Origin of the sequence: Azospirillum brasilense, from assembly GCF_008365405.1 — a bacterium.
Lineage (GTDB): Bacteria > Pseudomonadota > Alphaproteobacteria > Azospirillales > Azospirillaceae > Azospirillum > Azospirillum brasilense_D.
Map to the genome: position 1 here is coordinate 32214 of NZ_QOKV01000003.1, position 23555 is coordinate 55768.

Here is a 23555-nt window from a genome sequence, read left to right on the forward strand (position 1 = left end):
CGTTGCAGAAAATAAGACACCCGCCGTGGCGTCCCAGCGGACGCCCGGTCGGGGAGCGCGGAATATTGGAAAGGCACCGGCGCCAAAGCAAGCCGGGAGTTTGCTCCGCCTGTGCGATAAAGCGGTTGACGGCGGCGGCCCGGATCACTCCACCCAAATCAATCCGCTGGGGACCGCCGGCTGCGGAACAGCGCCGCCGCCTCGTCGAGATAGCGCGACAGGTCGGCGGCGGCTTCCTCCGGCCCGGTGCGCAGCGACCCTTGGACGCGGGCCTCCGCGGCGGCGGCCGCCAGGGCGGCGGGGTCGGCGGCCAGAGCGGCCAGCCGCTCGACGAAAGCGCCATAGTCGGGGTGGATGAAGTGCCGGCCGACGACGCTGGCGACGTCGCCGCCGGGAAGCGACAGCGGCACCGCCCCGGCGGCCAGGGCCTCGGCGGCGCTGGCGCCCCCGCCGGTCCGCCGGGGATTCACATAGGCGTCGCAGACCGCCAGCAGGGCGCCCATGTCCGACACATAGCCCAGGCCGCGCAGCCGTGCTGCGTGGCGTGACGCGGCCAGCCGCCGGGGCAGGGCGACGGCGTGCCCGGCGAAGACGGCGACGGCGCGCGGCACGCGGTCGAACAGCGCCTCCAGCATGGCGAGGAAGGCGCCGTCCGCCTCCTCGTCCAGACGGTTGCCGACGACGGCGCAGACGAAGGCGCCCTCATCCAGCCCGAAGGCGGCACGCGCCGCGTCCGTCCGCGCCGCCGCCCCGGCCAGCGAATGCAGGAAACGGAAGGGCCGCCAGGACCGGGCCAGCGGCCCCTGGGCGGGGGCGGTACCGCCGCCGAAATCCAGCACGATGTCGGCGAAGGACAGGGTGGCCCCGCTGGTGGTCGGGATGCACAGGGTGGGGCGCGCCCCGGCCATCAGGTCGGCCACGACGCACGACCCGCCGAGCGACAGCACGGCGTCAGGATCGAGCGCCGCGATGACCTCCAGGAACCAGGCGATCTTGCCGGGGCTGACGCAGGGCTCGACCGAGGACAGCATCCGGTAGGCCCGTCCGTCCGCCTCGATCCTCTGATCGCCCGAGAAGGCGGGCTCCACCGACGCCGCGAAGGAGGGCACGAACAGGCTGTGGACCTCTGTCGGCATGATGTTGGTGTTGAGGATCACCACCTCCCGCCCGCAGCGGTCCTCCAGCAAGGCGGCGTAGGACAGCAGGTCCCGCGACGGCTGGTGGCGCAGCGACAGGAACTGGTTGGTCACCAGCACGACCCGCCCTGTGTCCCCTCCCCCGGCCCGGCGGGCGGGCGGGACGATGGTCTGACGGCGGCGGATCTCGTCGAGGATGCGGCGGTAGAAGGGGAACTGCCGCTCCTCGAAGAAGCCGGGACGGCTGGCCGGGTTCATGCGCATCAAAAAGAGTTGGCGCCCAATGCCGGCGTGGATGTGCAGCAACCCCTCCAGCCCGGATTGCGCGATGTTGCCCTCAACCGCGTCGAGCAGTTCGTCGTAATAGCGCAGATCGCCCGAGACGGCGGCCATGGCCGACAGCAGCAGGACGGTGTCCGCTCCCCGCGCCAGCCGGGGCAACTCCCGCGCCGCCCGCGCCCGCTCGGCCCTGTGGCGGTCGAGAAAGGCCGCGCAGAGGGTCTCGATGGCCTTCAGGTCGTGCCCGTTCGTCACGGGACGACGCAATATGGTGGCGAGGTCGGTGAGGGGGGACGGGGAGGGGGGCTGGTGCATCGGCCTTGTCGGGAAAAGGGCGCGATGAGTATTGCCACACATGGAAAGGCCCCGGAAGGCGTTACCTTCCAGGGCCTTAGAGTGGTGCCGCAGCAGGGATTTGAACCCCGGACCTACTGATTACGAATCAGTTGCTCTACCCCTGAGCTACTGCGGCGCCGACGTCGGTGCGTCGTGGGCGCGGAAATTAACCGGGGGGGCGGACCGGCGCAAGCGCTTTTTTGGGAGATGGATAAAATTATCCTTTCTGGCGGATGACGTCCAAAAAGGGGTCGGCATAACGCTCCAGCTTGCGGGCGCCGACGCCGGGCAGGCGGGCGAAGGCGGCGCGGTCCATCGGGCGCGTCGCGACCATCTCCAGCAGCGTGCTGTCGTGGAAGATCACGTAGGGCGGCACACCCTGCGCGCGGGCCAGCTCGGTGCGGCAGTCCTTCAGCGCGTGCCACAGCGCGTCGTCGGCCGGCGACAGGGCACCGCGCGCACCCGCCCGCGACACGCCCTCTCCTGACAAGCCGCTGGAGGAGGAGGAGCCGCCGCGGGAGACGTGGCGGCGCAGCGCGTCGTGGACGCCGCGGCGCTTCTCGACGACGGGGTCCTTGCGCAGCTTCACTGTCTGCTGGCCCTTGATGACCGGGATGCCGGCGTCGGTCAGGCGGAAGCCGCCATAACCCTCCAGATCGACCGTGAGATAGCCGGCGGCGACAAGCTGGCGGTAGACCGACTGCCATTCCGCCTTCGACAGCTCCTTGCCGCAGCCGAAGGTCTTCAGCGCGTCGTGAGCCTGCTGCGCCACCTTCTCCGTCGCGTTGCCGAGCAGCACGTCGATCAGGTGCCCGGCGCCGTAGCGCTGGCCGGTGCGGTAGACCGCGGACAGGGCCTTCTGCGCGGCGACGGTGCCGTCCCAGGTTTCGACCGGCTCCAGGCAGGTGTCGCAATTGCCGCAGGGCGCTTCCAGCGTCTCGCCGAAATAGTTCAGCAGCACTTTGCGGCGGCAGGCCGAGGTCTCGCAGAAGCCGAGCAGCGCCTCCAGCTTGGAGCGCTCGACGCGGCGGTGGGAATCGCCGGCCTCCGACTGCTCCAGCATCTGGCGCAGGCCCACCACGTCGGCCATGCCGTAGCTCATCCAGGCGTCGGCGGGCAGGCCGTCGCGCCCGGCGCGGCCGGTCTCCTGGTAATAGGCTTCCAGGCTCTTGGGCGGGTCGAGGTGGCAGACGAAGCGCACGTTCGGCTTGTCGATGCCCATGCCGAAGGCCACCGTCGCCACCATGACGATGCCCTCGCCCTTGATGAACAGGTCCTGGTTCGCTTCGCGAACCTCCGACGGCAGCCCGGCGTGGTAGGGAAGCGCCTCCCGCCCCTGCTGGTTCAGCCAGTTGGCGGTGTCCTCCACCTTCGCCCGCGACATGCAATAGATGATGCCGGCGTCCTCGGGGTGGTTCTCCCGCAGGAAGGCCAGCATCTGCTGACGCTCGCTCTTCTTCGGGACGACGCGGTAGGTGATGTTGGGCCGGTCGAAGCTGGACAGGAAGACGCGGGCCTCGGTCAGCCCCAGCTTGTCCTTGATCTCGGCGCGGGTCTGCGCGTCCGCCGTGGCGGTCAGCGCGACGCGCGGCACGGTCGGGTGCCGCTCGTGCAGGATGGAGAGCTGGAGATACTCGGGCCGGAAATCATGGCCCCACTGGCTGACGCAATGCGCCTCGTCCAGCGCGAAGAGGGCGAGTTTGGTGCGGTCCAGCAGATCGAGGAAGCGCGGGGTGACCAGACGTTCCGGCGCCACATAGACGAGGTCGATCTCGCCGCGGACCATGGCCCGCTCCACCTCGCGCGCCTCGGCGGCGTCGAGGGAGGAGTTGAGGAAGGCCGCCCGCACGCCCAACTCGCGCAGCGCCGTCACCTGGTCCCGCATCAGCGCGATCAGCGGCGAAACCACCACCGTCACGCCGTCGCGCACCAGCGCGGGCACCTGGTAGCACAGCGACTTGCCGCCGCCCGTGGGCATGAGGACGAGCGCGTCGCCGCCACGGATGACGTGGGCGATGATGTCGGCCTGCTGCCCGCGGAAGGCGGAATAGCCGAAGACCGACGCCAGCACCTCCAGGGCGGGGTTGCCGTCAGGGTCCTGGGCCGCCTCCGCCGGATGGGCCTTGAAATTGAAGAGCGAGTCCACGCCGATGCGGTTCAGATGCGGGTCCGTTTTTGGACGATTTAGAATCTGGTGTTCGGGTCAGAATCTGGTGGTCGGGATGCGATCCCGAACGAGACGGCTATGATGTGGCACAGATCGCCCGATTCGTGAAGACGCAATCCGGAAAGAGCCTGGGGACAAGGGTGGCGCATCGCGCGATGCGGGAAAACTGTGGCGCGAATGCATCCAATCGCGTGTAAGGTGAAAGCGGCGGGTGGAATTGGCCACCCGCCGTTTCGAAAGGAGAAAGAGGCATGCCAAAAATGCCCTTTTTCCTGGTGCTCCAGTGGCGGCGATGGCGGATCGAAATCCGCACCACCGTTGACTAAGCACTAGGAGCGTGCCGGTGGGTGTTCGCAGCACCTGCCGGCCACTCCCGACAAGGTAGCGCAATTCCCCGGCGTTGCAAATCCCCAACCGGCTACAGCAGGTCGCGCAGCATCGCCACCAGCGGCACATCGGCGGGGGGCATGGGGTAGTCGCCCATGCGGTTCGGGTAGACCCAAGCGAGCTTCTGACCCTCCCGCGCCATCACGTCACCCTCCCAGACGCGGCAGACGAACAGCGGCATCAGCAGGTGGAACGTCTCATAGCTGTGCGAGGCGAAGGTGAAGGGGGCGAGGCAGCTCGCCGCTGTGTCGATGCCCAGCTCCTCCTTCAACTCGCGGACCAGGGCGGCCTCCGGCGTTTCGCCCGCATCGACCTTGCCGCCGGGGAACTCCCACAGCCCGGCCAACGACTTGCCGGGCGGGCGCTGGGCCAGCAGGACGCGGCCGTCGGCGTCCACCAGAGCGACCGCGACGACCAGCAGGGTGGGCAGGGAACCGGGGGCCGGGGTGGAGGAGGGATCGAAGCAGGCCGGCATCAGGCGGTCTCCGGGGTGAGGAACCGCCATCGTTCGGCGGTCAGTTCATACTGGTCGGCAGCGTCGAGCGGCAGGAAGCCGACCGTTTCCAGCACGCGGCGGGAGCGGTGGTTGTCCGGCGCGGTCCGCGCCCACAGGCGGGGCAGGCCCAGCGCGAAGGCGGCGGGGGCGACGGCCCGCAGCATCTCCGTGCCGTAGCCGATGCCCTGGTGCGGCAGGCCGAGCCAATAGCCGACTTCGCCGTCCGCCAAGATCACCCCGATGCCGCCGACGGGCTGATTATCGTCCCTACGGACCGCCAGCAGGTCGAGGGAGGCGCGCTCCGCCCGGTTGCGGGCGGCCAGGGTGACCCAGGCGCGCCCGTCCTCCGGGCCGTAGGGATGGGGCACGCGGGCAAGCCAGCGCGCCACTTCCCAATCCCCGATCAGCGGAACGAAGCGCTCCACATCCTCCATGCGGAAGGGGCGGAGCGTCAGCCGCGGCGTGTCGAGGCGGTCGGGCAGGGGCGCGCCGGTCATGGCGTCAAGGCCGGCCTCAGCTCCGGTAGGAGCCGTTGATGTCGATGTAGCCGTGGGTCAGGTCGCAGGTCCAGACGCGGGACGTGCCGCCGCCGATGCCCAGGTCGATGTGCACGTCGATCTCCTGGCCCTTCATGTGGGTGGCGACCGGCGCCTCGTCGTAGCCCGGAACCTCCATGCCCTCGGCGCAGATCAGCGTGCCGCCGATGGTGATCTTGATGAGGTCGCGGTCGGCCCGCTCGCCGGCCCGCCCGATGGCGGCGACGATGCGGCCCCAGTTGGCGTCCTCGCCGGCCAGCGCGGTCTTGACCAGCGGGGAGTTGGCGACGGTGAGGGCGATGCGCTTGGCGGCGGCGTCGCTCTCGGCGCCGACCAGCGTGATCGAGACGAACTTGGTTGCCCCCTCGCCGTCGCGCACGATCTGCAGCGCGAGGTCGAGCATCACCTCCTCCAGCGCCTTGCGGAACGCGGCCAGCTCCGGCGCGTTGGCGTCGGTCACCGGGGCGTTGCCGGCCTTGCCGGTGGCGAACAGCAGCAGCGTGTCGCTGGTCGAGGTGTCGCCGTCCACGGTGATGGCGTTGAAGCTGCGCTCGGTGAACTCCGACAGCATGGACTGGAGCGCCGGGGCGGCGATGGCCGCGTCGGTGAAGAGGAAGCCCAGCATGGTCGCCATGTCCGGGGCGATCATGCCGGAGCCCTTGGCGAAGCCGCTGATCGTCACCGTCGTCCCGCCGATGGCGACCTGACGGGTCGAGCCCTTGGCGAAGGTGTCGGTGGTCATGATGGCCCGCGCCCCGGCCTCCAGCGCCGCCGAGTCGTCCTTCAGGGCCGGGACCATGCCCGGCAGGACCTTGGCGATGGCGTCGGCGGCCAGCGGGATGCCGATCACGCCGGTGGAGGCGACGTAGACCTCGTCGGTGGCGCAGCCGGCGATCTTGGCGGCGGCCTCGACGGTCGCCTGGACGGTGGCGTCGCCGGCCTTGCCGGTGAAGGCGTTGGCGTTGCCGGCGTTGACCACGACCGCGCGGGCCGAGCCGCGGGGCAGGCTGTCGCGGCACCAGATCACCGGGGCGGAGCAGGTCAGCGACTTGGTCAGCACGCCGGCCACCGTCGTGCCCGCGTCGAGCACGGCCAGCATCAGGTCGTCGCGGCCCTTGTATCGGATGCCGCTGTTGGCGGTGGCGATGCGCACGCCCGCCACGGGCGGGAGCGTCGGGAAGCCGGCGGGTGCCAAGGGGGAGACGGTCGTGGCCATGGGGACGGGCTCGCGGGGCTGGTGGAGCGGGGGGTGTTGAGATGTAAGGCGCTTGCCCCCACCCTGACCCTCCCCCGCTGGGCGGGGGAGGGAAGGGGACCGCGGCGTCAGCCGTGGGAAGGGTGGGGGCAACCGCTGCCGGAGTTTAGTTCTTCTTCGGCTCTTCGGCCGTCGGAGCGGTCTGGGCCGGCTCTTCCTTCGGCATCGGCGAGCCGTCGAGCTGGAAGGTCTCGACCTTGGCGACCTTGCGCAGGTCGTCGACGACGTTGGTCACGATGTCCTTGCTGAGCTGCTGCTCGAGCTGCGGCTTCACCTCGTCCAGGGACGGCTGCGGCTGGGTGCGCTTGTCCTCGACCTTGATGATGTGCCAGCCGAACTGCGTCTTCACCGGCTCCTTGCTCACCTCGCCCTTCTTCATGGCGAAGGCGGCGTCGGCGAAGGGCTCGACCATCGTGTCCTTGGTGAAGTAGCCGAGATCGCCACCCTGCTCGGCGGCCACCGGGTCCTTGGACTTCTCCTTGGCGAGCTTGGCGAAGTCGCCGCCCTTCTTGAGCTGGGCGATGATCGCCTTGGCCTCATCCTCCTTCTCGACGAGGATGTGGCTGGCCTTGACCTCTTCCTGGGCCGGGTTCTGCTTCAGGAAGGCCTGGTAGGCCTCGTCCAGCTTGGCCGGGGTGATGCGCGACTGCACTTCCTTCTGGATGTAGGCGCGCTGCACCGCGCGCTCCTCGGCGCGCTTGATCTCGTCCTTGACCTCCGGCGAGCCGGCGAGGTTGGCCTTGTAGCCGGCCTCGGCCACCAGCTTGGAGTTCACGAGCTGCTCGATCACCGCCGGGTAGATCATCTCCAGCGGCATCTGCTGCACCTGCGGCGGAAGCTGAGCGACCATGCGCTGGACGTCGGAGCGGTGGACCGCCTCGCCGTTGACGCGCGCCACCACCGGATCGGCGTCCGCCGTGGCGGGGGCGGCCTGCGCGGCGGGAGCGGGCGTGGCGGCGGGAGCCGGAGTCGGCGCCGGAGTCTGGGCGTGTGCGGCCAGCGCGAGGCCGCAGGCGGCCATCGACAGCAGGGCGGCGCGGAACACTCGATTCACCATGGAGTCTTTTCCTTCCGGCGGATGTGTCTTGTCACAGGCAACGTTATGACAGGGGGCTTCTTATGACGGATGACCAGCTGCGCCGGCTGTCCGGCCCCGCGCCCGAATCCGCGGGGGATTAAGCATGGGTTCGCGGCGCGGGGCAAGCGGTCGTGATGCGCGGCCATGACGCCTTGCTTCGGCGCCTTGCTTCGACCGTGTTCAAGGCGATATGGCGGCGGAACGGTGGTGCTTCCAGGGCGCATCACACGCCGATCCACAGCCGATGCGGGGCCGGCACCCCCGCGATGCGCGCCGCAAAGGGCCGGGCAAAGGGGCGGGTCTCGTTGACAGAAACTTGCTTCGGGCCTATGTGAGACCGGTCAAAAAGCCGGCTTCACGACGTTCCACCCCCGAGGTTTTCATGTTCGGTGCTCTCGCCCGCAAGATTTTCGGCACCGCCAACACGCGCACCGTCAAGGCGCTGCAAAAATCCGTCCAGCAGATCAACGCGCTGGAGCCCGAGTTGGCGGTGCTCTCCGACGACGCGCTGCGCGCCCGCACCGATTGGCTGCGCGGCCGGCTGTCGCAGGGCGAGACGCTCGACGCCATCCTGCCCGACGCCTTCGCCACCGTGCGCGAGGCGGGCAAGCGCGTGCTGGGGCAGCGGCACTACGACGTGCAGCTGATGGGCGGCATGGTCCTGCACCAGGGCAAGATCACCGAGATGCGCACCGGCGAAGGCAAGACGCTGGTCGCCACGCTGGCCGTCTATCTGAACGCGCTGGAGGGCAAGGGCGTCCACGTCGTCACCGTGAACGACTATCTGGCCTCGCGCGACAGCGCCTGGATGGGCCGGATCTACGGCTTCCTCGGCCTGACCACCGGCTGCATCGTGCACGGGCTGGACGACGAGGAGCGCCGCGCCGCCTACGCTGCCGACATCACCTACGGCACGAACAACGAATTCGGCTTCGACTATCTGCGCGACAACATGAAGTTCCGGCTGGAGGACATGGTCCAGCGGCCCTTCAACTTCGCCATCGTGGACGAGGTCGACTCGATCCTCATCGACGAGGCGCGCACCCCGCTGATCATCTCCGGCCCGTCCACCGATTCGTCGGAGATGTACGTGCAGGTGGATCGCCTGATCCCGCAGCTGACGCGGGACGACTATGAGTTGGACGAGAAGAACCGCACGGTCAGCCTGTCCGAGACCGGCCAGGAGCATATGGAACAGCTTCTGGCCGAGGCCGGGCTGCTGAAGGTGGGCGGGCTGTACGACATCCAGAACGTGGCGCTGGTCCACCATTCCCAGCAGGCGCTGCGCGCCTACACGCTGTTCCAGCGCGACAAGGACTACATCGTCAAGGACGACAAGGTCATCATCATCGACGAGTTCACCGGCCGCATGATGGAGGGTCGCCGCTATTCGGAAGGCCTGCACCAGGCGCTGGAGGCCAAGGAGAAGGTGACGATCCAGCGCGAGAACCAGACGCTCGCCTCCATCACCTTCCAGAACTACTTCCGCATCTACCCGAAGCTGGCCGGCATGACCGGCACGGCGATGACCGAGGCGGCGGAGTTCGCGGAGATCTACGGCCTGGAGGTCGTGGACATGCCGACCAACGTGCCGGTCCAGCGCAAGGACATGGACGACGAGGTCTACCGCAAGGCGTCGGAGAAGTACGATGCGATCATCGATCTGATCGAGGACGCCCGCAAGCGCCAGCAGCCGGTGCTGGTCGGCACCACCTCCATCGAGAAGTCGGAGCTGATCGCCGAGCTGCTGAAGAAGCGCGGCATCCCGCACAACGTGCTGAACGCCCGCCACCACGAGCAGGAAGCCTACATCGTCGCGCAGGCGGGCCGTCCGGGCGCCGTCACGGTCGCCACCAACATGGCCGGCCGCGGCACCGACATCCAGCTCGGCGGCAACGTCGAGATGCGCATCCAGATGGAGCTGGCCAACCTGCCGGAGGGGCCGGAGCGCGAGGCCAAGGTCAAGCAGATCGAGGCCGAGGTCGCCGAGGCGCGCGAGCTGGTCAAGCAGGCCGGCGGCCTCTACGTCGTCGGCACGGAGCGGCACGAGAGCCGCCGCATCGACAACCAGCTGCGCGGCCGCTCGGGCCGCCAGGGCGATCCGGGCGCGTCGAAGTTCTTCCTGTCGCTGGACGACGACCTGATGCGCATCTTCGGGTCGGAGCGCATGGACGGCATGCTCCAGCGCCTCGGCCTGAAGGAGGGGGAGGCGATCATCCACCCCTGGATCAACAAGGCGCTGGAAAAGGCCCAGACCAAGGTCGAGGCCCACCATTTCGAGGTCCGCAAGAACCTGCTCAAGTTCGACAACGTCATGAACGACCAGCGCAAGGTCGTCTATGAGCAGCGCCGCGAGATCATGGACACCGAGGACATCGCCGAGACCGTCCTGGAGATGCGCCATCAGGTCGTCTCCAACATGGTCAACAAGGCGATCCCGCCGAACTCCTACTCCGAGGCCTGGGACATCGCCGGCCTGCACGAGGAGGTGAACCGCCTGCTGGGCATGGACCTGCCGGTGGCCGACTGGGCCAAGGAAGAGGGCATCGCCGAGCCGGAGATCGAGGAGCGCGTCCGCGAGGCCGCCGACCGCAAATACGCGGAGAAGGTGGAGAATTACGGCGCCGAGACGATGCGCCACGTGGAGAAGAGCCTGCTGCTGCAGATCCTCGACCAGGAATGGAAGGATCACCTGCTCCAGCTCGACCATCTCCGCCAGGGCATCTCGCTGCGCGCCTACGCCCAGAAGGACCCGCTGAACGAGTACAAGCGGGAAGCCTTCGAGCTGTTCGAGACCATGCTGTCGACCCTGCGCGAGCAGGTGACCGCCGTGCTGATGCATGTCGAGATCCGCATCGCCCCGCAGCCGGAGGAGCTGTACGCCCGTCCGCCGCAGGAGATGCACGAGGGCCGCGACGATCCGGCGCTGGCGATGGCCGAGGCCGGAGCGGGCGCCGCTCAGGGATACCCGCCGGCCGACGCGCCGCTGCCCGCCGGCATGGTCCGCCGCGAGGCTGTCGCCTCGGTGGTGCCGGGGGCCGACCCCAACGCCTGGGCAAACACGCCGCGCAACGCGCCGTGCCCCTGCGGCTCGGGCCAGAAGTACAAGCACTGCCACGGCAAGGTCGGCTAAGCGCCGCCGCAAAGAACGCCGTCAGGGATGTTCCGGAGGGGGCTGGGCCGCAGGGTCCGGCCCCTTTCCTTTTGCGGTCCCGGAAACTTCGGCTGGGCTGTGGCGTTCTTCCGATCAACAAGCGGGAGCGCAGCCATGTTGCAGGAATTCAAGACCTTCATCAGCCGCGGCAACGTCGTGGAGTTGGCCGTCGGCATCATCATCGGCGCGGCCTTCACCGGCATCGTCAACTCGCTGGTCAGGGACATGCTGATGCCGCCAATCGGCTGGGTCATGGGCGGGATCGACTTCTCCAACTATTTCCTGAACCTGTCCGGCGGCCATTACGAGAGCCTCGCCGCGGCGGAGGCGGCGGGGGCGGCGACCATCAACTACGGCCGCTTCATCAACGCCCTGATCAACTTCTTCATCGTGGCGGGGGCACTGTTCCTCATCGTGCGGCAGGTCAACCGCCTGCATTTCCTCCACGATTCCAAGCCGAAGGCGCCGCCCCGCCAGGAGATTTTGCTGGAGGAGATCCGGGATGCGCTGCGCGCACGGCAGGCAACCGCTCCCGGGGACACGACTCGACCGGGGGCGTGAAAGAATCTTCTTGGATTGTGCAGCGCAACCCATTATGTAAGGCGTCTTGATCGCTGGAGGCTCGCGCGTCTCTTGAGCGAGACGCGCTTTGATATTTCGGGACGGCCTTCCTTGGGACCCGGTCGCCCGTAGCTTCGGACAGACGCCTCTCCCTCTTCCGACCTCCTCCCGGCGAAAACGCCGGCGTTCCACCGCTCACCATCCTGGTGCTGCGGCCGTGCGCCGTCATGGTCCTGAGGAAAGGTTACCCTACTTGTCGTCCATCGAAATCACCGCCGCCGACGTTCTCGTTGCCGAGACCACCGTCACCGAGACCTCTGTCATCGAGACTGCTGTCGCCGGCGAAACCGTGACCGACACCACTGAAACCGTTACCCCCAACGCGTTCGCCGGGCTGGGCGTCCACCCGCTGGTCGTGAAGGCGCTGGAAGCGTTCGAGTACAACACCCCGACCCCGGTCCAGGCCGAGGCGATTCCGCCGGCCCTGGAAGGCCGCGACATCCTGGCGACCGCCGAGACGGGCACCGGCAAGACCGCCGCCTTCATGCTGCCGGCGCTGACCCGCACCGTCGAGCTGCCGCGCCTCGGCGTCGCCGCCCCGCGCGTGCTGGTGCTGGCCCCGACCCGCGAGCTGGCCAAGCAGGTCACCGACGCCGCCCGCAAGTACGCCAAGTTCATGAAGTACAACATCGTGGACGTCGTCGGCGGCATGCCCTACCGCGACCAGCTCCGCCTGCTGTCGCGCGCCGTGGACGTGATGGTGGCCACCCCCGGCCGCCTGCTCGACCACGTGTCGCGCAACCGCATCGACCTCAGCGCCGTCGAGGTGCTGATCCTGGACGAGGCGGACCGCATGCTCGACATGGGCTTCCTGGACGATGTGGAAACCATCGCCAAGTGCTGCCCGGAGAGCCGCCAGACGCTGCTGTTCACCGCCACGCTGGACCGCCGCATGGCCCAGCTTGCCGGCAACCTGCTGCGCAACCCGGTGCGCGTCGCCGTGGAAAGCGCCACCACCGCGGTGAACGTCGAGCAGCGCCTGCACCACGCCGACGACATGGACCACAAGCGCCGCCTGCTGAAGCACTTCGCGGACCAGCCCGAGGTCGGCAAGGCGATCATCTTCGCCGCCACCAAGCGTGACGCCGATGCGCTGGCCGAGGAGCTGAGCGACGCCGGCCACGCCGCCGCCGCCCTGCACGGCGACATGGACCAGTTCAAGCGCAACCGCACGCTTCAGCGCCTGCGCACCGGTCAGGTCCGCCTGCTGGTGGCGACCGACGTGGCGGCGCGCGGCATCGACGTGCGCGACATCACCCACGTCATCAACTTCGACCTGCCGCGTTCGGCGGAGGACTATGTCCACCGCATCGGCCGCACGGGCCGTGCGGGCGCCTCGGGCGTGGCGGTCTCCTTCGCCGCCCGCGCCGACCGCGACGCCCTGTTCCGCATCGAGCGCTACACCGGCACCCGTCTCGACATCCACGTCGTTCCGGGTCTGGAGCCGCAGCGTCCGTTCCAGACCGGCGGCGGCGGTGGCCGTCCGGCGGGCCGTTCGGGTCGTCCGGGTGGCGGCAACGGCGGCGGCTACGGCAAGAAGCCGTGGGTCCGCAATGCCGGTGGCGCCGAGCCTGCCGGCAACTCGGGCCGTCCGCAGGGTCGTCCGGCGAACCGGAACGAGCATGCCCGCAACGAGCACGGCGGCCATGCCCGCCGCGACTCCCAGGGCGGCAAGCCGGCGCACCGGGCGTCCAAGTGGTAACAGCGGTTCGCCGCTGACATGAAAAAGGCGCGGTCCCTCGGGATCGCGCCTTTTTTCTTGGGCGGGCCGTGGCGACGGGGGCGGGACTTCACACCCCCGCGATCCCCCACAGCAGCAGCGCCACCAGCAAAGCCAGGATCAATCCGGCCACGGCGTAGACCGCCAGCGCCCGCCCGATGTCGGCGGCGGTGGCGCGGGCGCGGCCCTCGCCGATCCAGGGTTCGGTGATGACCACGCCGCCGTCGCGGTGCGGCCCGCCCAGCGCCAGACCCAGCGCCCCGGCCATCGCGGCGGTCGGCCAGCCCATGTTGAGGGAGGCCGCCTTGCCGCCGTCCCGCATCATCGTGCGGAAGGCGCCGCCGGCCCTCGCCCCGGCGAAGGGCGCGGCCAGCGCCAGGAGAACCGCCGCCAGCCGCGCCGGGATGGCGTTCAGCGCGTCGTCCAGCCGCGCCGCGGTCAGGCCGAAGCGCGCGTGCCGCACGCCGGCGTGGCCCAGCGCGGTGTCGGCGCCGTCCACCACCGCCCAGACCAGCAGGCCGGGCACCCCCAGCAGGGCGTAGCCGAAGACCGGGGCCACCAGCTTGCGGGCGAAGCCCTTGGCGGTGGCCTCGATGGCGGCGCGGGCGACGCCGTGCTCGTCCAGGCTGAAGGCGTGGCGGCGGGTGAGGGAAGCGACGGCCTCCCGCGCCGGGGCGACGCCGCCCTTGTCCAGGGCGCGCCGCACCGCGCGCACCCGCGCCCAGGCGCTCCGCCCGCGCAGGGCGGCGAGGATCACCGCCAGTTCCAGCAGCCAGCCGCGGCTCTGCGCGCCGATCCGCTCGACGATCAGGCCGACGGCGACGGCGGCGAGCACGAGGGCCAGCACGACCAGCGCGCCGCGCAGCAGGCGGGCGGTCTTGCCGCGCTCCACCCGGTTCAGCCGCCGGTCGGCCCAGGCGCAGACGCGTTGCGCCAGCGCCGCCGGGTCGGGCAGGACGCGCCCGACCCAGTCGCCGGCGGCGGCGTCGATAGCCAGGGCCAGCAGCAGCAGGAACAGCGGCCCCGGACCGTTCAGGGGGGCGGCGCCGAGGACGGAGGTGAGCAGGGCGTCGCCCATCGCGGCCTCACCGCGCTCCCGCCTGACGCAGCAGGTTCGCCACGCGGGCGTTGCGGCTGTCCTGCGCCCAGCTCAGCGTCGTGCGGCCCGTGAAGTCGGTGCGGTCGGCCTGCGCCCCGGCCTTCAGCAGCCGCTCCACCAGATCGACGCGGCCGAAGCGGGCCGCGGTCATCAGCGGGGTGATGCCCTGGCGGTTGTCCTGATCGACCTTGGCGCCCTTGGTGAGCAGAAGGTCCACCGCCTCCGGCGCGTCGGCCTCCACCGCGTAGTGCAGCGGGGTGTTGCCGGACTTGTCGGCGCGGTTGGGATTGGCCCCACCGTCGAGCAGCAGCCGCACCAGTTCGGGATGGCCGTTGCCGATGGCCACCAGCAGGACGGGCCGCCCGCTGGCATCGACCTGATTCGGGTTTTCCCCCTTCAGCAGGAGCAGCCGCAGCGCGCTGGCGTCGTTCGACGTCACCGCCTTGACCATGGAGGGGCCTTCCAGAAGGTTGATCTGGGCCAGGGCCGGCGCGGCGACGGGGGCGGTCAGGCCGAGGGCCAGCAGGCTGAGCATCAGCAACCGTTTCATGGCGCGTCCTTTTGTGCGATCCGTGTGTGATCCGTCTTTCGGCCGGGGATACTATCCAGTTTGGCCCGGTTTGGCGACGGCGACCCGCTGCAATGGAGCCGCCCATGGTCCGCAACCCGCTCGCCCGCCACATCGCCCTGTTCCTGGCGGTGAAGGCCGCGCTGATCGCGTTGGGGTTGTGGTGGTTCCTCGGGACCATGCCGGAGCCGCGCGGCGTGGTGACTCCGCCCGCTGTCGCAGGAAAGCCCTGATGCTGCCAGATCTCCCAATGGGAACCTCCGTTCGGCGCCCATGGTTGACCATCGACCGGGAAGCGCAACAGGGGACGACCGCCATGACCTTCGAAAGTGATGTGAACGCGAACCGCTCCGGCGGCAATCTGCGCGGCGCCGTGCGCGAGGCCGTGGGCATCTTCGCCAGCCGCGACGCCCTGCAAAAGGCCGTCGATGAGCTGACCCTGGCCGGCTTCCAGCGCCATGAGCTGAGCGTGCTCGCCAACGATGAAACCATCCGCGACCATCTCGGCCATGTGCCGCAGCGGGCGGAGGACATCGCCCACGACCCCGACGCGCCGCGCCAGTCCTACGTCTCGCCGGAGGATGTCGGCAGCGTGAAGGGCGTGGCGGTCGGGTTCCCGGCCTATGTCGGGGCGATCCTGGCGACCGGCGCCGTCCTGGCCACCGGCGGCACGGCCCTGGCGGCGGCGGCGGCGGCCGCGGCGGCGGGGGTGGGCGGCGGTGCGATGGGCTCGGTCATGTCGAACTGGCTGACCGACAAGCGCAACGAGCCGATGCTCCAGCACCTCGACAAGGGCGGCATCCTGCTGTGGGTCAATCTGGCCGACGCCGGGCGCGAGCAGCAGGCGCTGGAGATCATGAACCGCCACGCCGCCCGGCCGGTCGAGGTGCATGAGGTGGCGCAGTCCGGCTCCGAGGGGTGAGCGAGGGGGCGTCCAGGCTCCGTTGACCCAGGTCATGGCCTTCGCGGCGGGCTTCCCCTATACACGGACGGTCTTCCAAACGGAGGTCCGCCTTGGACGCCCATTCGGCCCTGACGCTTCTCGAAGCCGGCCTCAACCAGTGCGCCGTCGTCATCGACCGCGACGGCGGGCTGCTGGTCGCGCTGCTGACCGCGGGGCTGGTCGGGGGATCGACCCATTGCGCGGGCATGTGCGGTCCCTTCGTGCTGGCCCAGGTCACCGCCCGGCTGGAGCAGGTCCCGGCCTCGCGGATGAGCGAGTTTCACCGGTTGGCCGGGGCGGCGGTGCTGCCCTACCATCTGGGGCGCGGCACCACCTACACGCTGATCGGCGCGGCGGCGGCGGCGGTCGCCGGCCATGTCGGGGCGCTGCCCGGGCTGAAATGGCTGTCGGTGGCGCTGCTGGCCTTCGCGGCGCTGTTCTTCCTGGGCTATGCGGTGAAGGGGCTGACCGCCTGGGTGCCGAAGCTCGACGGCGCGGTGCAGCGCTGGTGGGGCGACCGGGTGTCCCGGTTGGCCCGCCCCCTGTTCGGCAATCCCACGGGCTGGCGCGGCTACGCTCTGGGGCTGGCGTTGGGCTTCATTCCCTGCGGTCTTCTCTATGGTGCGGTGGCGGTGGCGGCGGCCAGCGGCAGCGCGCTGACCGGCGCGCTCGGCATGGCGGCCTTCGCGTTGGGCACGCTGCCGAGCCTGCTGGCGGTCGGCCTTGCCGGGCACTTGGCGGGGCGCACCTGGCGCTCCGCGGTGGCGCGGGCGGCGCCGGTCATCATGGTGGTGAACGCCGGGGTGCTGGGCTGGATGGCGATCCGGATGATCGGGTGAAGGGGCGGAATCTGGAGAGAATTCACCACAGAGGCACAAAGACACAGAGGTTTTGCGAAAGCGTATCTCCGTGGCTCTGTGCCTCTGTGGTGAATTCTTTTTCGCTCTAAATTACTGAAACGTCCCCGCCGATCCCTTCAGCGCTTCGCCCAGCGGGATCTCCCCACAACCGGGCTTGAGCGGCTGCTGCTGGCTTTCGTGCGGCGACCAGCCGGCCAGATAGAGGATCTGGAAAGTCGCCTCGATGCGCCCGTCCGGTTCGGCGTAGCGCTCGGCGTAGCGGCGGGCGGCGTCGAACAGCAGGGCGCGCGTGGCCGGCACCTTGCGGCGGGCCAGGACGGCGTTGGTCTCGCCCATGCCGCGCAGGTCGCGCATCAGGCGGAAGGCGTCGCTGTAGGTGACGGTGATGACGTCGCTGTCCACCACCGGCAGGGCGAAGCCGGCGCGCTGCATCAGCCCGCCGACGTCGCGGATCTCGGCGAAGGGCGACACGCGGGGCGACACGCCGCCGGCCACCTCCATCTCCGCCTCGTACAGGCAGCGGCGCAACTCCAGCAGCGTTTCCCCGCCCAGCATCGCCGCGCAGAAGAAGCCGTCGGGCTTCAGCGCCTGCCGCACCTGGACCAGCGCCCCCGGCAGGTCGTTGACCCAGTGGAGGCTGAGGTTGCTGACCACGAGGTCGAAGGTCTCCGGCACGAAGGGCAGGAACTCCTCGTCGGCGGCGACGGCCAGCGGACCGGCCCGCCGGGCGAAGCCGGGGGAGAGGTCGCAGGCGACCAGAGTCTCGACGCCCTTGCGCCCGCGTAGCGTCCGTCCCATCACCCCGTCATGGGCGCCGAGGTCGAGCACGGTGGGAAAGGGCCGCGCCACGTCCTCCAGCCGGTCGACGAGGCGTTCGGCGACCTCTTCGAACAGGAAGGCGTGTTCGGCGAATGCGGGGACGGCGCGGTCGCGGCGGCGGCGGACGAGCGCGCGGTCGAAGACGGTCATGCTGTCGGGCGTGGTCATGCCCGCAATATAGCCCAGCCCCGGCGGGCTACAACCATCGGCGAAGGGGCCGGGCCGTGCTATGGTCGGCCGCAAACCTGCGGGAGCTTGCCATGGGCATCGAGGAAGCCATCGGCGCCACGTACGAGGCGCTGATCGTCATCATCAAGATCACCACCCCCGTCCTCGTCGTCACCACGGTGCTCGGCATGCTGATGACCATCTTCCAGCAGGCGACCAACATCAACGAATCGACGCTGCAGCAGGACCTGAAGATCTTCGCGACGCTGGCCATCCTGTTCATCACCGGCCCGGCGATCTACATCGCGCTGCGCGACTACACCTTCGTGATCTTCGACCGCATCGCCGGCCTGAACTGACCTGAACTGAGGGGGGCGCGCCGCCATGACCCTTCCGCAGCGGCTGGCGACCAGGGTTCTGGCGGGAATTCTCGACACGCTTCTGCCGCCGCGCTGCCTGTGCTGTGGCGGGGCGGTGGACCGGCAGGGCGGGCTGTGCGCGCCGTGCTGGAGCGGGCTGACCTTCATCGCGCCGCCGCTCTGCGCCGGATGCGGCACGCCCTTCGACTTCGCGCTGGAGGGGGAGCCGCTGTGCGGCGCCTGCATCGCCGAGCCGCCGGTCTTCGCTCGCGCCCGCGCCGTCCTGGCCTACGACGACGGCAGCCGCCCGCTGGTCCTCGGCTTCAAGCACGGCGACCGCATCCACGCCGCCGGGGCCTACGGCGCGTGGCTGGCCCGTGCCGGGGCGGAGCTGCTGGCCGACGCCGACCTGCTGGCCCCGGTGCCGCTGCACCGCCTGCGGCTGTTCCGGCGCCGCTACAACCAGGCGGCCCTGCTCGCCCAGGCGGTGGGCCGGCAGAGCGGGCGCCCGGTGATCCCCGACCTGCTGGTCCGCCGCCGCTCCACCCCGTCGCAGGGCGGGCTCGACCGCTCGGGGCGGCGGCGGAACGTCAAGGGGGCCTTCGCGGTCCGGCCGGGGTTGGAGCCGCGGGTGGCGGGCCGGCGGATCGTCCTGGTCGACGACGTCCTGACCACCGGGGCCACCCTGTCGGAATGCGCGCGGGTGCTGCTGCGCGCCGGGGCGGAGCGGGTGGACGCGCTGACCCTGGCGCGCGTCGTCAAGACGTGAGCCATGAAAACGTAACGGGTGACGCCGTGCGGCGGTTGATCTTATAACCGTTCAAAACAGCCAAGGAGCCCTCCGCATGGCCGACGTCGTCATCTACACCACGCCCTTCTGCCCCTACTGCTCGCGCGCCAAGCGTCTGCTCGACAGCAAGGGGGTGGCGTATGAGGAGATCGACCTCTACATGCAGCCGGGCCGCCGCGAGGAGATGGTGCAGCGGGCCGAGGGGCGCATGACCGTGCCGCAGGTCTTCATCGACGGCAAGCCCTACGGCGGCTCCGATGACATCCACGCGCTGGACCGCGCCGGCAAGCTCGACCCCATTCTGGGAATCGGGGGATGAGCGGTGTCCTGAAGGCCGCCTGCGTCCAGGTCAACGCGGGCACGGACATCCTTCCGAACCTTCAGGCGGCGGGCGATCTGGTCCGCCGGGCGCGCGACGCCGGGGCGGACTTCATCGCCCTGCCCGAGAATGTCAGCATGATCGTCCAGGGCCGCGCCAAGGTGCTGGAGCGGGTGAAGCCGGCCGACGCGCATCCGGCGATCCCCTTCTTCGCCGATCTGGCGCGGGAGACCGGGGCCTGGCTGCTCGCCGGGACGCTGGGCGTCCTGCTCGACGACGGGCGGGTGGCCAACCGCAGTTACCTGTTCGACGCCGAGGGGCGGACCGTCGCCCATTACGACAAGCTCCACATGTTCGACGTCGACCTGAAGGGCGGGGAGAGCTACCGCGAATCCGCGACCTTCCGGCCCGGCGACCGCGCGGTCCTGGCCGCCACGCCCTGGGGCGGGGTGGGGATGACCGTCTGCTACGACCTGCGCTTCGCCTATCTCTACCGGGCGCTGGCCCAGGCGGGGGCGTCGATCCTGACGGTGCCGGCGGCCTTCACCGTACCGACCGGCCGGGCGCACTGGCACACGCTGCTGCGCGCCCGCGCCATCGAGACGGGTTGCTTCGTGCTGGCCCCGGCCCAGACCGGCAGCCACGACCAGGGACGGCTGACCTACGGCCATTCCCTGATCGTCGCCCCCTGGGGCGAGGTGCTGGCCGACGCGGAGGAGGCGGTGGGCTTCGTCCTGGCCGAGCTGGATATGGCCCGCGTCGAGGAGGCCCGCCGCATGGTCCCGGCCCTGACCCACGACCGGACCTTCACGCTCGACCGGGTCGGCTTCTGACCGCCCGTCATGCGGGCAGGGGGTGGGGCAGGGGCCTGGGCTCCGGATCGCCGTCCAGTCCGCTGCCGGCCTCCAGGTCCTTGACCGCGCACAGCCGCTGCACCACCGCGGCCTTGGGCGAGGCGACCTCGCCATGCTCGTAGGCGACGACCTGGAGACGCCCGCGCGCCACCTCCAGAAGCTCACCGCTGCGCAGCAGAAAGGCGGAGGAGGCGGGGCGGCCGAAGCGGGCGTTGCCCAGCGCGAAGGTCTCGTAAAGCAGCAGGCCGCCCGGCTCCAGCGCGTCGAGAAGGATGGGGAACAGCGGGCGGTGCAGGTAATTGGTCACCACGATCGCGGCGAAGCGGCGGTCGTGCAGCAGCGGCACGGGCGCCCCGTTCTCCAGATCGGCCTCCACCAGCTCCACCCCCGCCGTCCCGGTCAGGTCGGTCACCCCGCGCAGGTCGCGGTCCAGCCCGACCACCGGATGGTTGCGCGCCTGGAACAGCCGCAAATGCCGCCCCGACCCGCAGGCGAGGTCGAGCACCGGGCCGCCCGCCCGCACCAGCGGCGCGAAGCGCGCGACCCAGGGAGAGGGCGGGCTGATCGCGGCATGGGGCGAGCCGATGGGGGGCGATCCGGCGGAGGACGGTGTGGACAAGGGACGGATGCTCCCGCTCTTTTCATGACGTGTGTTTGACCGCGACGCCGGCGTCGTGCTGAACTGGCAACCGGTCACCGACCGTATATCATGACCATCCGTTCTTCTCACCTTGGAGCATCCGACGGGGACATGATCCTCTTCGTTCTGAAATGCACGGCCGACCACCGGTTCGAGGCCTGGTTCCGCAACGGCGACGCCTATGAGACGCAGGCCGCCGCCCGAGCCATTGCCTGCCCGGTCTGCGGCGACACGCACATCGCCAAGGCCCCCATGGCCCCGCGCATCGCCAAAGGCGGCCGCTCCAAGGACGACGCACCCCGCGAGAGCGGCGCGCCGGAGGCGGTGCCCACGGCGGCTGGCGGCGCACCGGCCCCTGCCGCTCCCCCGGCGTCCGCAACCCCGACCGTGCCGGCGGAGGTGCGCGAGCGCTTCGCGGCGGAAGTCATGCGTCAGTTGACGGAAATTCGCCGTACGGTTGAAGAGAGCTGCGATTACGTCGGGGATCGCTTCGCCGAGGAGGCCCGGCGCATCCATTATGGCGAAACCGACCCGCGCGGAATCTATGGCGAGGCCACCGACAAGGAAGCGGACGAGTTGAAGGAGGAAGGTGTGACTTTTGGTCGCATACCTTGGCTTCCGCGCACCAATTCCTAAGCCCGAGCCTCACGATATTTCGTGTACCCCTTGCCCTTTCGCTGCCATGGGTTTGTGAACGATGCCCCGGAACAACGGCTGCGGGCTGCGTCAAGCCGCTTTTTAGCGGCTGGCCTGCATCAAAGTTGTTGACGGGATAGTTCGTTACAAAGACCATATGGCCCGAGTGTCTAATATGACCTTGCAAAAATCGCTCGGCACTCGCGAGGGGACGCACTATGAAAGAAAACGCTCAGAGGATTCTCGCGAATCCCAAGTTTCAGGAGCTGGTGCAGAAGCGTAGCGCATTCGCGTGGACGCTTTCGATCGCCATGCTCGTCATCTACTTCGGCTTCATCCTGCTGGTCGCCTTCGGCAAGGGGTTCCTGGGTACCCCGATCGGCAGCGGCGTGACCACCTGGGGTATCCCCGTCGGCCTCTTCACCATCGTCTCGGCCTTTATCCTGACCGGCATCTACGTGCATCGGGCGAACGGCGAGTTCGATGAGCTGAACCGGCAGATCATGGAGGAGTCGAAGTGATGCGTTCGCTGGTCAATCGTGTGGGCGCCGCGGCCGTCGCGGCCGGCGCGCTCATCCCCGCGTCGGTGCACGCGGCGGCGGTCGAAGGCGCGGTTCAGAAGCAGGCGACGAACCTCTCGGCGATCGTCATGTTCCTGATCTTCGTGCTGGCCACGCTCGGCATCACCTACTGGGCGGCGCGCCGCACGAAGTCGGCGAAGGACTTCTACGCCGCCGGCGGCGGCATCACCGGCTTCCAGAACGGCCTCGCCATCGCCGGCGACTACATGTCGGCGGCGTCCTTCCTCGGCATCGCCGGCCTCGTCTACACCTCCGGTTTCGACGGCCTGATCTTCTCGGTGGGCTGGCTGGTCGGCTGGCCGATCATCCTGTTCCTGGTCGCCGAGCGGCTGCGCAACCTCGGCAAGTACACCTTCGCCGACGTCGCCTCCTACCGCTTCCAGCAGACCCCGATGCGCACGATGGCCGCCTGCGGCTCGCTCGCCACGGTGACCTTCTACCTGATCGCCCAGATGGTCGGCGCCGGCAAGCTGATCCAGCTGCTGTTCGGCCTCGACTACATGTGGGCGGTGGTGATCGTCGGCGTTCTCATGATCGCCTACGTGACCTTCGGCGGCATGCTCGCCACCACCTGGGTGCAGATCATCAAGGCGGTTCTGCTGCTGTCGGGCGCCTCCTTCATGGCCTTCGCGGTGCTCGCCAAGTTCGGCTTCAGCCCGGAGGCGATGTTCGCCACGGCCACGCAGGTCCACCCGAAGGCGACCGCCATCATGGCGCCGGGCGCCCTCATCACCGACCCGGTCTCGGCGATCTCGCTGGGCATGGCGCTGATGTTCGGCACCGCCGGCCTGCCGCACATCCTGATGCGCTTCTTCACGGTGTCGGACGCCAAGGAAGCCCGCAAGTCGGTGTTCTACGCGACCGGCTTCATCGGCTACTTCTACATCCTGACCTTCATCATCGGCTTCGGCGCCATCGTGCTGCTGCTGGCCCCGGACGCCACCGGCGCCTATCCGTTCCTGACCGCGGCCCCCGCGGCGGGCGCGCTGGCCAACCCGGCGACCATCATCGGCGGCTCCAACATGGCGGCCATCCACACCGCGCACGCGGTGGGCGGCGACCTGTTCTTCGGCTTCATCTCGGCGGTGGCCTTCGCCACCATCCTCGCGGTGGTCGCGGGCCTGACGCTGGCCGGCGCCTCGGCCGTGTCGCACGACCTGTACGCCTCGGTGATCGCCAGGGGCCGCGCGTCGGAGCATGACGAGATCCGCGTCTCGAAGATCACCACCGTGGTCATCGGCATCGTCTCGATCTTCCTCGGCATCGCCTTCGAGAACCAGAACGTGGCCTTCATGGTCGGCCTCGCCTTCGTGATCGCGGCCTCGGCGAACTTCCCGGTTCTGCTGATGTCGATGTTCTGGGGCCGGATGACCACCCGCGGCGCCGTTCTCGGCGGCTGGATCGGCCTGGTCTCGTCGGTCAGCCTGCTGATCATGGGTCCGACCGTGTGGAAGTCGGTGCTGGGCAACCCGGCCGCCCTCTTCCCGTACGACAACCCGGGCGTCTTCACCATCCCGCTGTCGTTCCTGGCGATCTGGTTCTTCTCGATCACCGACAACAGCAAGACCGCGCAGGACGAGCGCGAGGCCTACAAGGCCCAGTACATCCGGTCGCAGACCGGCCTGGGTGCCGAAGGGGCCTCTGCTCACTAATGCGAATGGTCGCACCCGCCTTCCGCAGATGAGGGGGCTGGTGTAATCTTCAAGGCGCCTCAAGACCGCGGTCTTGGGGCGCCTTTTTTATTCACCCGCCGG

Annotated in this window: 23 protein-coding genes and 1 tRNA gene; 13 read left to right on the forward strand and 11 right to left on the reverse strand. The window is 69.5% G+C overall.

Going from position 1 to position 23555, the window contains the following annotated elements:
* Positions 1–158 precede the first annotated feature (158 nt).
* The 7 genes from DS837_RS06880 to DS837_RS06910 form a co-directional block, all read right to left on the reverse strand.
* Complete coding sequence (locus DS837_RS06880) at positions 159–1730, reverse strand: glycosyltransferase (RefSeq protein ID WP_170295771.1); 1572 nt, start codon at positions 1728–1730, stop codon at positions 159–161.
* An 82-nt stretch (positions 1731–1812) separates the two neighbouring features.
* Positions 1813–1887, reverse strand: a tRNA-Thr gene (locus DS837_RS06885).
* Between the two features lie 81 nt (positions 1888–1968).
* On the reverse strand, positions 1969–3897 hold the full coding sequence (gene recQ / locus DS837_RS06890) for a DNA helicase RecQ (protein ID WP_149164074.1): 1929 nt from the start codon (positions 3895–3897) through the stop codon (positions 1969–1971).
* Positions 3898–4336: 439 nt separating this feature from the next.
* The gene (locus DS837_RS06895) at positions 4337–4780 is read right to left on the reverse strand and encodes a (deoxy)nucleoside triphosphate pyrophosphohydrolase (RefSeq protein ID WP_149164075.1); all 444 of its coding nucleotides are present in this window, start codon (positions 4778–4780) and stop codon (positions 4337–4339) included.
* Positions 4780–5298, reverse strand: coding sequence for a GNAT family N-acetyltransferase (locus DS837_RS06900; RefSeq protein ID WP_149164076.1), 519 nt, complete (start codon positions 5296–5298; stop codon positions 4780–4782). The genes DS837_RS06895 and DS837_RS06900 overlap by 1 nt, the downstream gene beginning before the upstream one ends.
* A gap of 16 nt (positions 5299–5314) precedes the next feature.
* The gene (argJ, locus tag DS837_RS06905; protein ID WP_149164077.1) at positions 5315–6553 is read right to left on the reverse strand and encodes a bifunctional glutamate N-acetyltransferase/amino-acid acetyltransferase ArgJ; all 1239 of its coding nucleotides are present in this window, start codon (positions 6551–6553) and stop codon (positions 5315–5317) included.
* Positions 6554–6698: 145 nt separating this feature from the next.
* On the reverse strand, positions 6699–7649 hold the full coding sequence (locus DS837_RS06910) for a peptidylprolyl isomerase (RefSeq protein WP_149164078.1): 951 nt from the start codon (positions 7647–7649) through the stop codon (positions 6699–6701).
* Between the two features lie 403 nt (positions 7650–8052).
* Here DS837_RS06910 and secA point away from each other — a divergent pair, with 403 nt between their 5' ends.
* From secA to DS837_RS06925, 3 genes are all read left to right on the forward strand, one after another.
* Positions 8053–10803 (forward strand): preprotein translocase subunit SecA, encoded by a 2751-nt coding sequence (secA, locus tag DS837_RS06915; protein ID WP_149164079.1) that lies wholly within the window; start codon positions 8053–8055, stop codon positions 10801–10803.
* A gap of 135 nt (positions 10804–10938) precedes the next feature.
* Positions 10939–11385 carry a large conductance mechanosensitive channel protein MscL gene (mscL, locus tag DS837_RS06920; protein ID WP_149164080.1) on the forward strand — a complete coding sequence of 149 codons (447 nt, stop codon included), beginning with the start codon at positions 10939–10941 and terminating at the stop codon, positions 11383–11385.
* 253 nt (positions 11386–11638) lie between these two features.
* Positions 11639–13147, forward strand: coding sequence for a DEAD/DEAH box helicase (locus tag DS837_RS06925; protein WP_247889809.1), 1509 nt, complete (start codon positions 11639–11641; stop codon positions 13145–13147).
* An 88-nt stretch (positions 13148–13235) separates the two neighbouring features.
* Here DS837_RS06925 and DS837_RS06930 read toward each other — a convergent pair whose 3' ends face one another.
* Complete coding sequence (locus DS837_RS06930) at positions 13236–14243, reverse strand: CobD/CbiB family cobalamin biosynthesis protein (RefSeq protein ID WP_149164081.1); 1008 nt, start codon at positions 14241–14243, stop codon at positions 13236–13238.
* A gap of 7 nt (positions 14244–14250) precedes the next feature.
* Positions 14251–14814, reverse strand: a complete 564-nt coding sequence (locus tag DS837_RS06935; RefSeq protein ID WP_149164082.1) for an ankyrin repeat domain-containing protein — start codon at positions 14812–14814, stop codon at positions 14251–14253.
* A gap of 104 nt (positions 14815–14918) precedes the next feature.
* On the opposite strand from DS837_RS06935, the gene DS837_RS31985 reads away from it, so the two are divergent.
* The 3 genes from DS837_RS31985 to DS837_RS06945 all read left to right on the forward strand — a co-directional run bounded on the left by DS837_RS31985 (position 14919) and on the right by DS837_RS06945 (position 16614).
* The gene (locus DS837_RS31985) at positions 14919–15065 is read left to right on the forward strand and encodes a hypothetical protein (RefSeq protein WP_170295772.1); all 147 of its coding nucleotides are present in this window, start codon (positions 14919–14921) and stop codon (positions 15063–15065) included.
* 83 nt (positions 15066–15148) lie between these two features.
* Positions 15149–15754, forward strand: a complete 606-nt coding sequence (locus DS837_RS06940; RefSeq protein ID WP_149164083.1) for a general stress protein — start codon at positions 15149–15151, stop codon at positions 15752–15754.
* A gap of 92 nt (positions 15755–15846) precedes the next feature.
* Positions 15847–16614 (forward strand): sulfite exporter TauE/SafE family protein, encoded by a 768-nt coding sequence (locus DS837_RS06945; protein WP_149164084.1) that lies wholly within the window; start codon positions 15847–15849, stop codon positions 16612–16614.
* Between the two features lie 111 nt (positions 16615–16725).
* On the opposite strand, the gene DS837_RS06950 is transcribed toward DS837_RS06945, so the two are convergent.
* Positions 16726–17622 carry a methyltransferase domain-containing protein gene (locus tag DS837_RS06950; protein ID WP_149164085.1) on the reverse strand — a complete coding sequence of 299 codons (897 nt, stop codon included), beginning with the start codon at positions 17620–17622 and terminating at the stop codon, positions 16726–16728.
* A 92-nt stretch (positions 17623–17714) separates the two neighbouring features.
* On the opposite strand from DS837_RS06950, the gene DS837_RS06955 reads away from it, so the two are divergent.
* The 4 genes from DS837_RS06955 to DS837_RS06970 all read left to right on the forward strand — a co-directional run bounded on the left by DS837_RS06955 (position 17715) and on the right by DS837_RS06970 (position 19923).
* Positions 17715–17981, forward strand: coding sequence for a flagellar biosynthetic protein FliQ (locus tag DS837_RS06955; protein ID WP_149164086.1), 267 nt, complete (start codon positions 17715–17717; stop codon positions 17979–17981).
* 25 nt (positions 17982–18006) lie between these two features.
* Positions 18007–18750 carry a ComF family protein gene (locus tag DS837_RS06960; protein WP_149164087.1) on the forward strand — a complete coding sequence of 248 codons (744 nt, stop codon included), beginning with the start codon at positions 18007–18009 and terminating at the stop codon, positions 18748–18750.
* 76 nt (positions 18751–18826) lie between these two features.
* Entirely contained in the window at positions 18827–19090 is a 264-nt protein-coding gene (grxC, locus tag DS837_RS06965) for a glutaredoxin 3 (RefSeq protein ID WP_014239199.1), read from the forward strand.
* The gene (locus DS837_RS06970; protein ID WP_149164088.1) at positions 19087–19923 is read left to right on the forward strand and encodes a carbon-nitrogen hydrolase family protein; all 837 of its coding nucleotides are present in this window, start codon (positions 19087–19089) and stop codon (positions 19921–19923) included. Before grxC ends, DS837_RS06970 begins: the two co-directional genes overlap by 4 nt.
* 7 nt (positions 19924–19930) lie before the next feature.
* Here the strand turns inward: DS837_RS06970 and DS837_RS06975 are convergent, their stop codons facing one another.
* On the reverse strand, positions 19931–20563 hold the full coding sequence (locus DS837_RS06975; protein WP_149164089.1) for a class I SAM-dependent methyltransferase: 633 nt from the start codon (positions 20561–20563) through the stop codon (positions 19931–19933).
* 132 nt (positions 20564–20695) lie between these two features.
* Between DS837_RS06975 and DS837_RS06980 the strand changes: the two genes are divergently transcribed.
* The 3 genes from DS837_RS06980 (at position 20696) to DS837_RS06990 (ending at position 23453) form a co-directional block, all read left to right on the forward strand.
* Positions 20696–21220, forward strand: coding sequence for a DUF1178 family protein (locus tag DS837_RS06980; protein ID WP_149164090.1), 525 nt, complete (start codon positions 20696–20698; stop codon positions 21218–21220).
* Between the two features lie 218 nt (positions 21221–21438).
* Complete coding sequence (locus DS837_RS06985) at positions 21439–21741, forward strand: DUF485 domain-containing protein (protein WP_149164091.1); 303 nt, start codon at positions 21439–21441, stop codon at positions 21739–21741.
* On the forward strand, positions 21741–23453 hold the full coding sequence (locus tag DS837_RS06990; protein WP_149164092.1) for a cation acetate symporter: 1713 nt from the start codon (positions 21741–21743) through the stop codon (positions 23451–23453). The genes DS837_RS06985 and DS837_RS06990 overlap by 1 nt, the downstream gene beginning before the upstream one ends.
* Positions 23454–23555 lie beyond the last annotated feature (102 nt).

Bases quoted from the DNA above. Each gene is read 5' to 3' on its own strand.
- DS837_RS06880 (WP_170295771.1), bottom strand. From the start codon at position 1,730: ATGCACCAGCCCCCCTCCCCGTCCCCCCTCACCGACCTCGCCACCATA.
- DS837_RS06895 (WP_149164075.1), bottom strand. From the start codon at position 4,780: ATGCCGGCCTGCTTCGATCCCTCCTCCACCCCGGCCCCCGGTTCCCTG.
- DS837_RS06900 (WP_149164076.1), bottom strand. From the start codon at position 5,298: ATGACCGGCGCGCCCCTGCCCGACCGCCTCGACACGCCGCGGCTGACG.
- argJ (WP_149164077.1), bottom strand. From the start codon at position 6,553: ATGGCCACGACCGTCTCCCCCTTGGCACCCGCCGGCTTCCCGACGCTC.
- DS837_RS06910 (WP_149164078.1), bottom strand. From the start codon at position 7,649: ATGGTGAATCGAGTGTTCCGCGCCGCCCTGCTGTCGATGGCCGCCTGC.
- secA (WP_149164079.1), top strand. From the start codon at position 8,053: ATGTTCGGTGCTCTCGCCCGCAAGATTTTCGGCACCGCCAACACGCGC.
- mscL (WP_149164080.1), top strand. From the start codon at position 10,939: ATGTTGCAGGAATTCAAGACCTTCATCAGCCGCGGCAACGTCGTGGAG.
- DS837_RS06930 (WP_149164081.1), bottom strand. From the start codon at position 14,243: ATGGGCGACGCCCTGCTCACCTCCGTCCTCGGCGCCGCCCCCCTGAAC.
- DS837_RS06935 (WP_149164082.1), bottom strand. From the start codon at position 14,814: ATGAAACGGTTGCTGATGCTCAGCCTGCTGGCCCTCGGCCTGACCGCC.
- DS837_RS31985 (WP_170295772.1), top strand. From the start codon at position 14,919: ATGGTCCGCAACCCGCTCGCCCGCCACATCGCCCTGTTCCTGGCGGTG.
- DS837_RS06940 (WP_149164083.1), top strand. From the start codon at position 15,149: ATGACCTTCGAAAGTGATGTGAACGCGAACCGCTCCGGCGGCAATCTG.
- DS837_RS06950 (WP_149164085.1), bottom strand. From the start codon at position 17,622: ATGACCACGCCCGACAGCATGACCGTCTTCGACCGCGCGCTCGTCCGC.
- DS837_RS06955 (WP_149164086.1), top strand. From the start codon at position 17,715: ATGGGCATCGAGGAAGCCATCGGCGCCACGTACGAGGCGCTGATCGTC.
- DS837_RS06960 (WP_149164087.1), top strand. From the start codon at position 18,007: ATGACCCTTCCGCAGCGGCTGGCGACCAGGGTTCTGGCGGGAATTCTC.
- grxC (WP_014239199.1), top strand. From the start codon at position 18,827: ATGGCCGACGTCGTCATCTACACCACGCCCTTCTGCCCCTACTGCTCG.
- DS837_RS06970 (WP_149164088.1), top strand. From the start codon at position 19,087: ATGAGCGGTGTCCTGAAGGCCGCCTGCGTCCAGGTCAACGCGGGCACG.
- DS837_RS06980 (WP_149164090.1), top strand. From the start codon at position 20,696: ATGATCCTCTTCGTTCTGAAATGCACGGCCGACCACCGGTTCGAGGCC.
- DS837_RS06985 (WP_149164091.1), top strand. From the start codon at position 21,439: ATGAAAGAAAACGCTCAGAGGATTCTCGCGAATCCCAAGTTTCAGGAG.
- DS837_RS06990 (WP_149164092.1), top strand. From the start codon at position 21,741: ATGCGTTCGCTGGTCAATCGTGTGGGCGCCGCGGCCGTCGCGGCCGGC.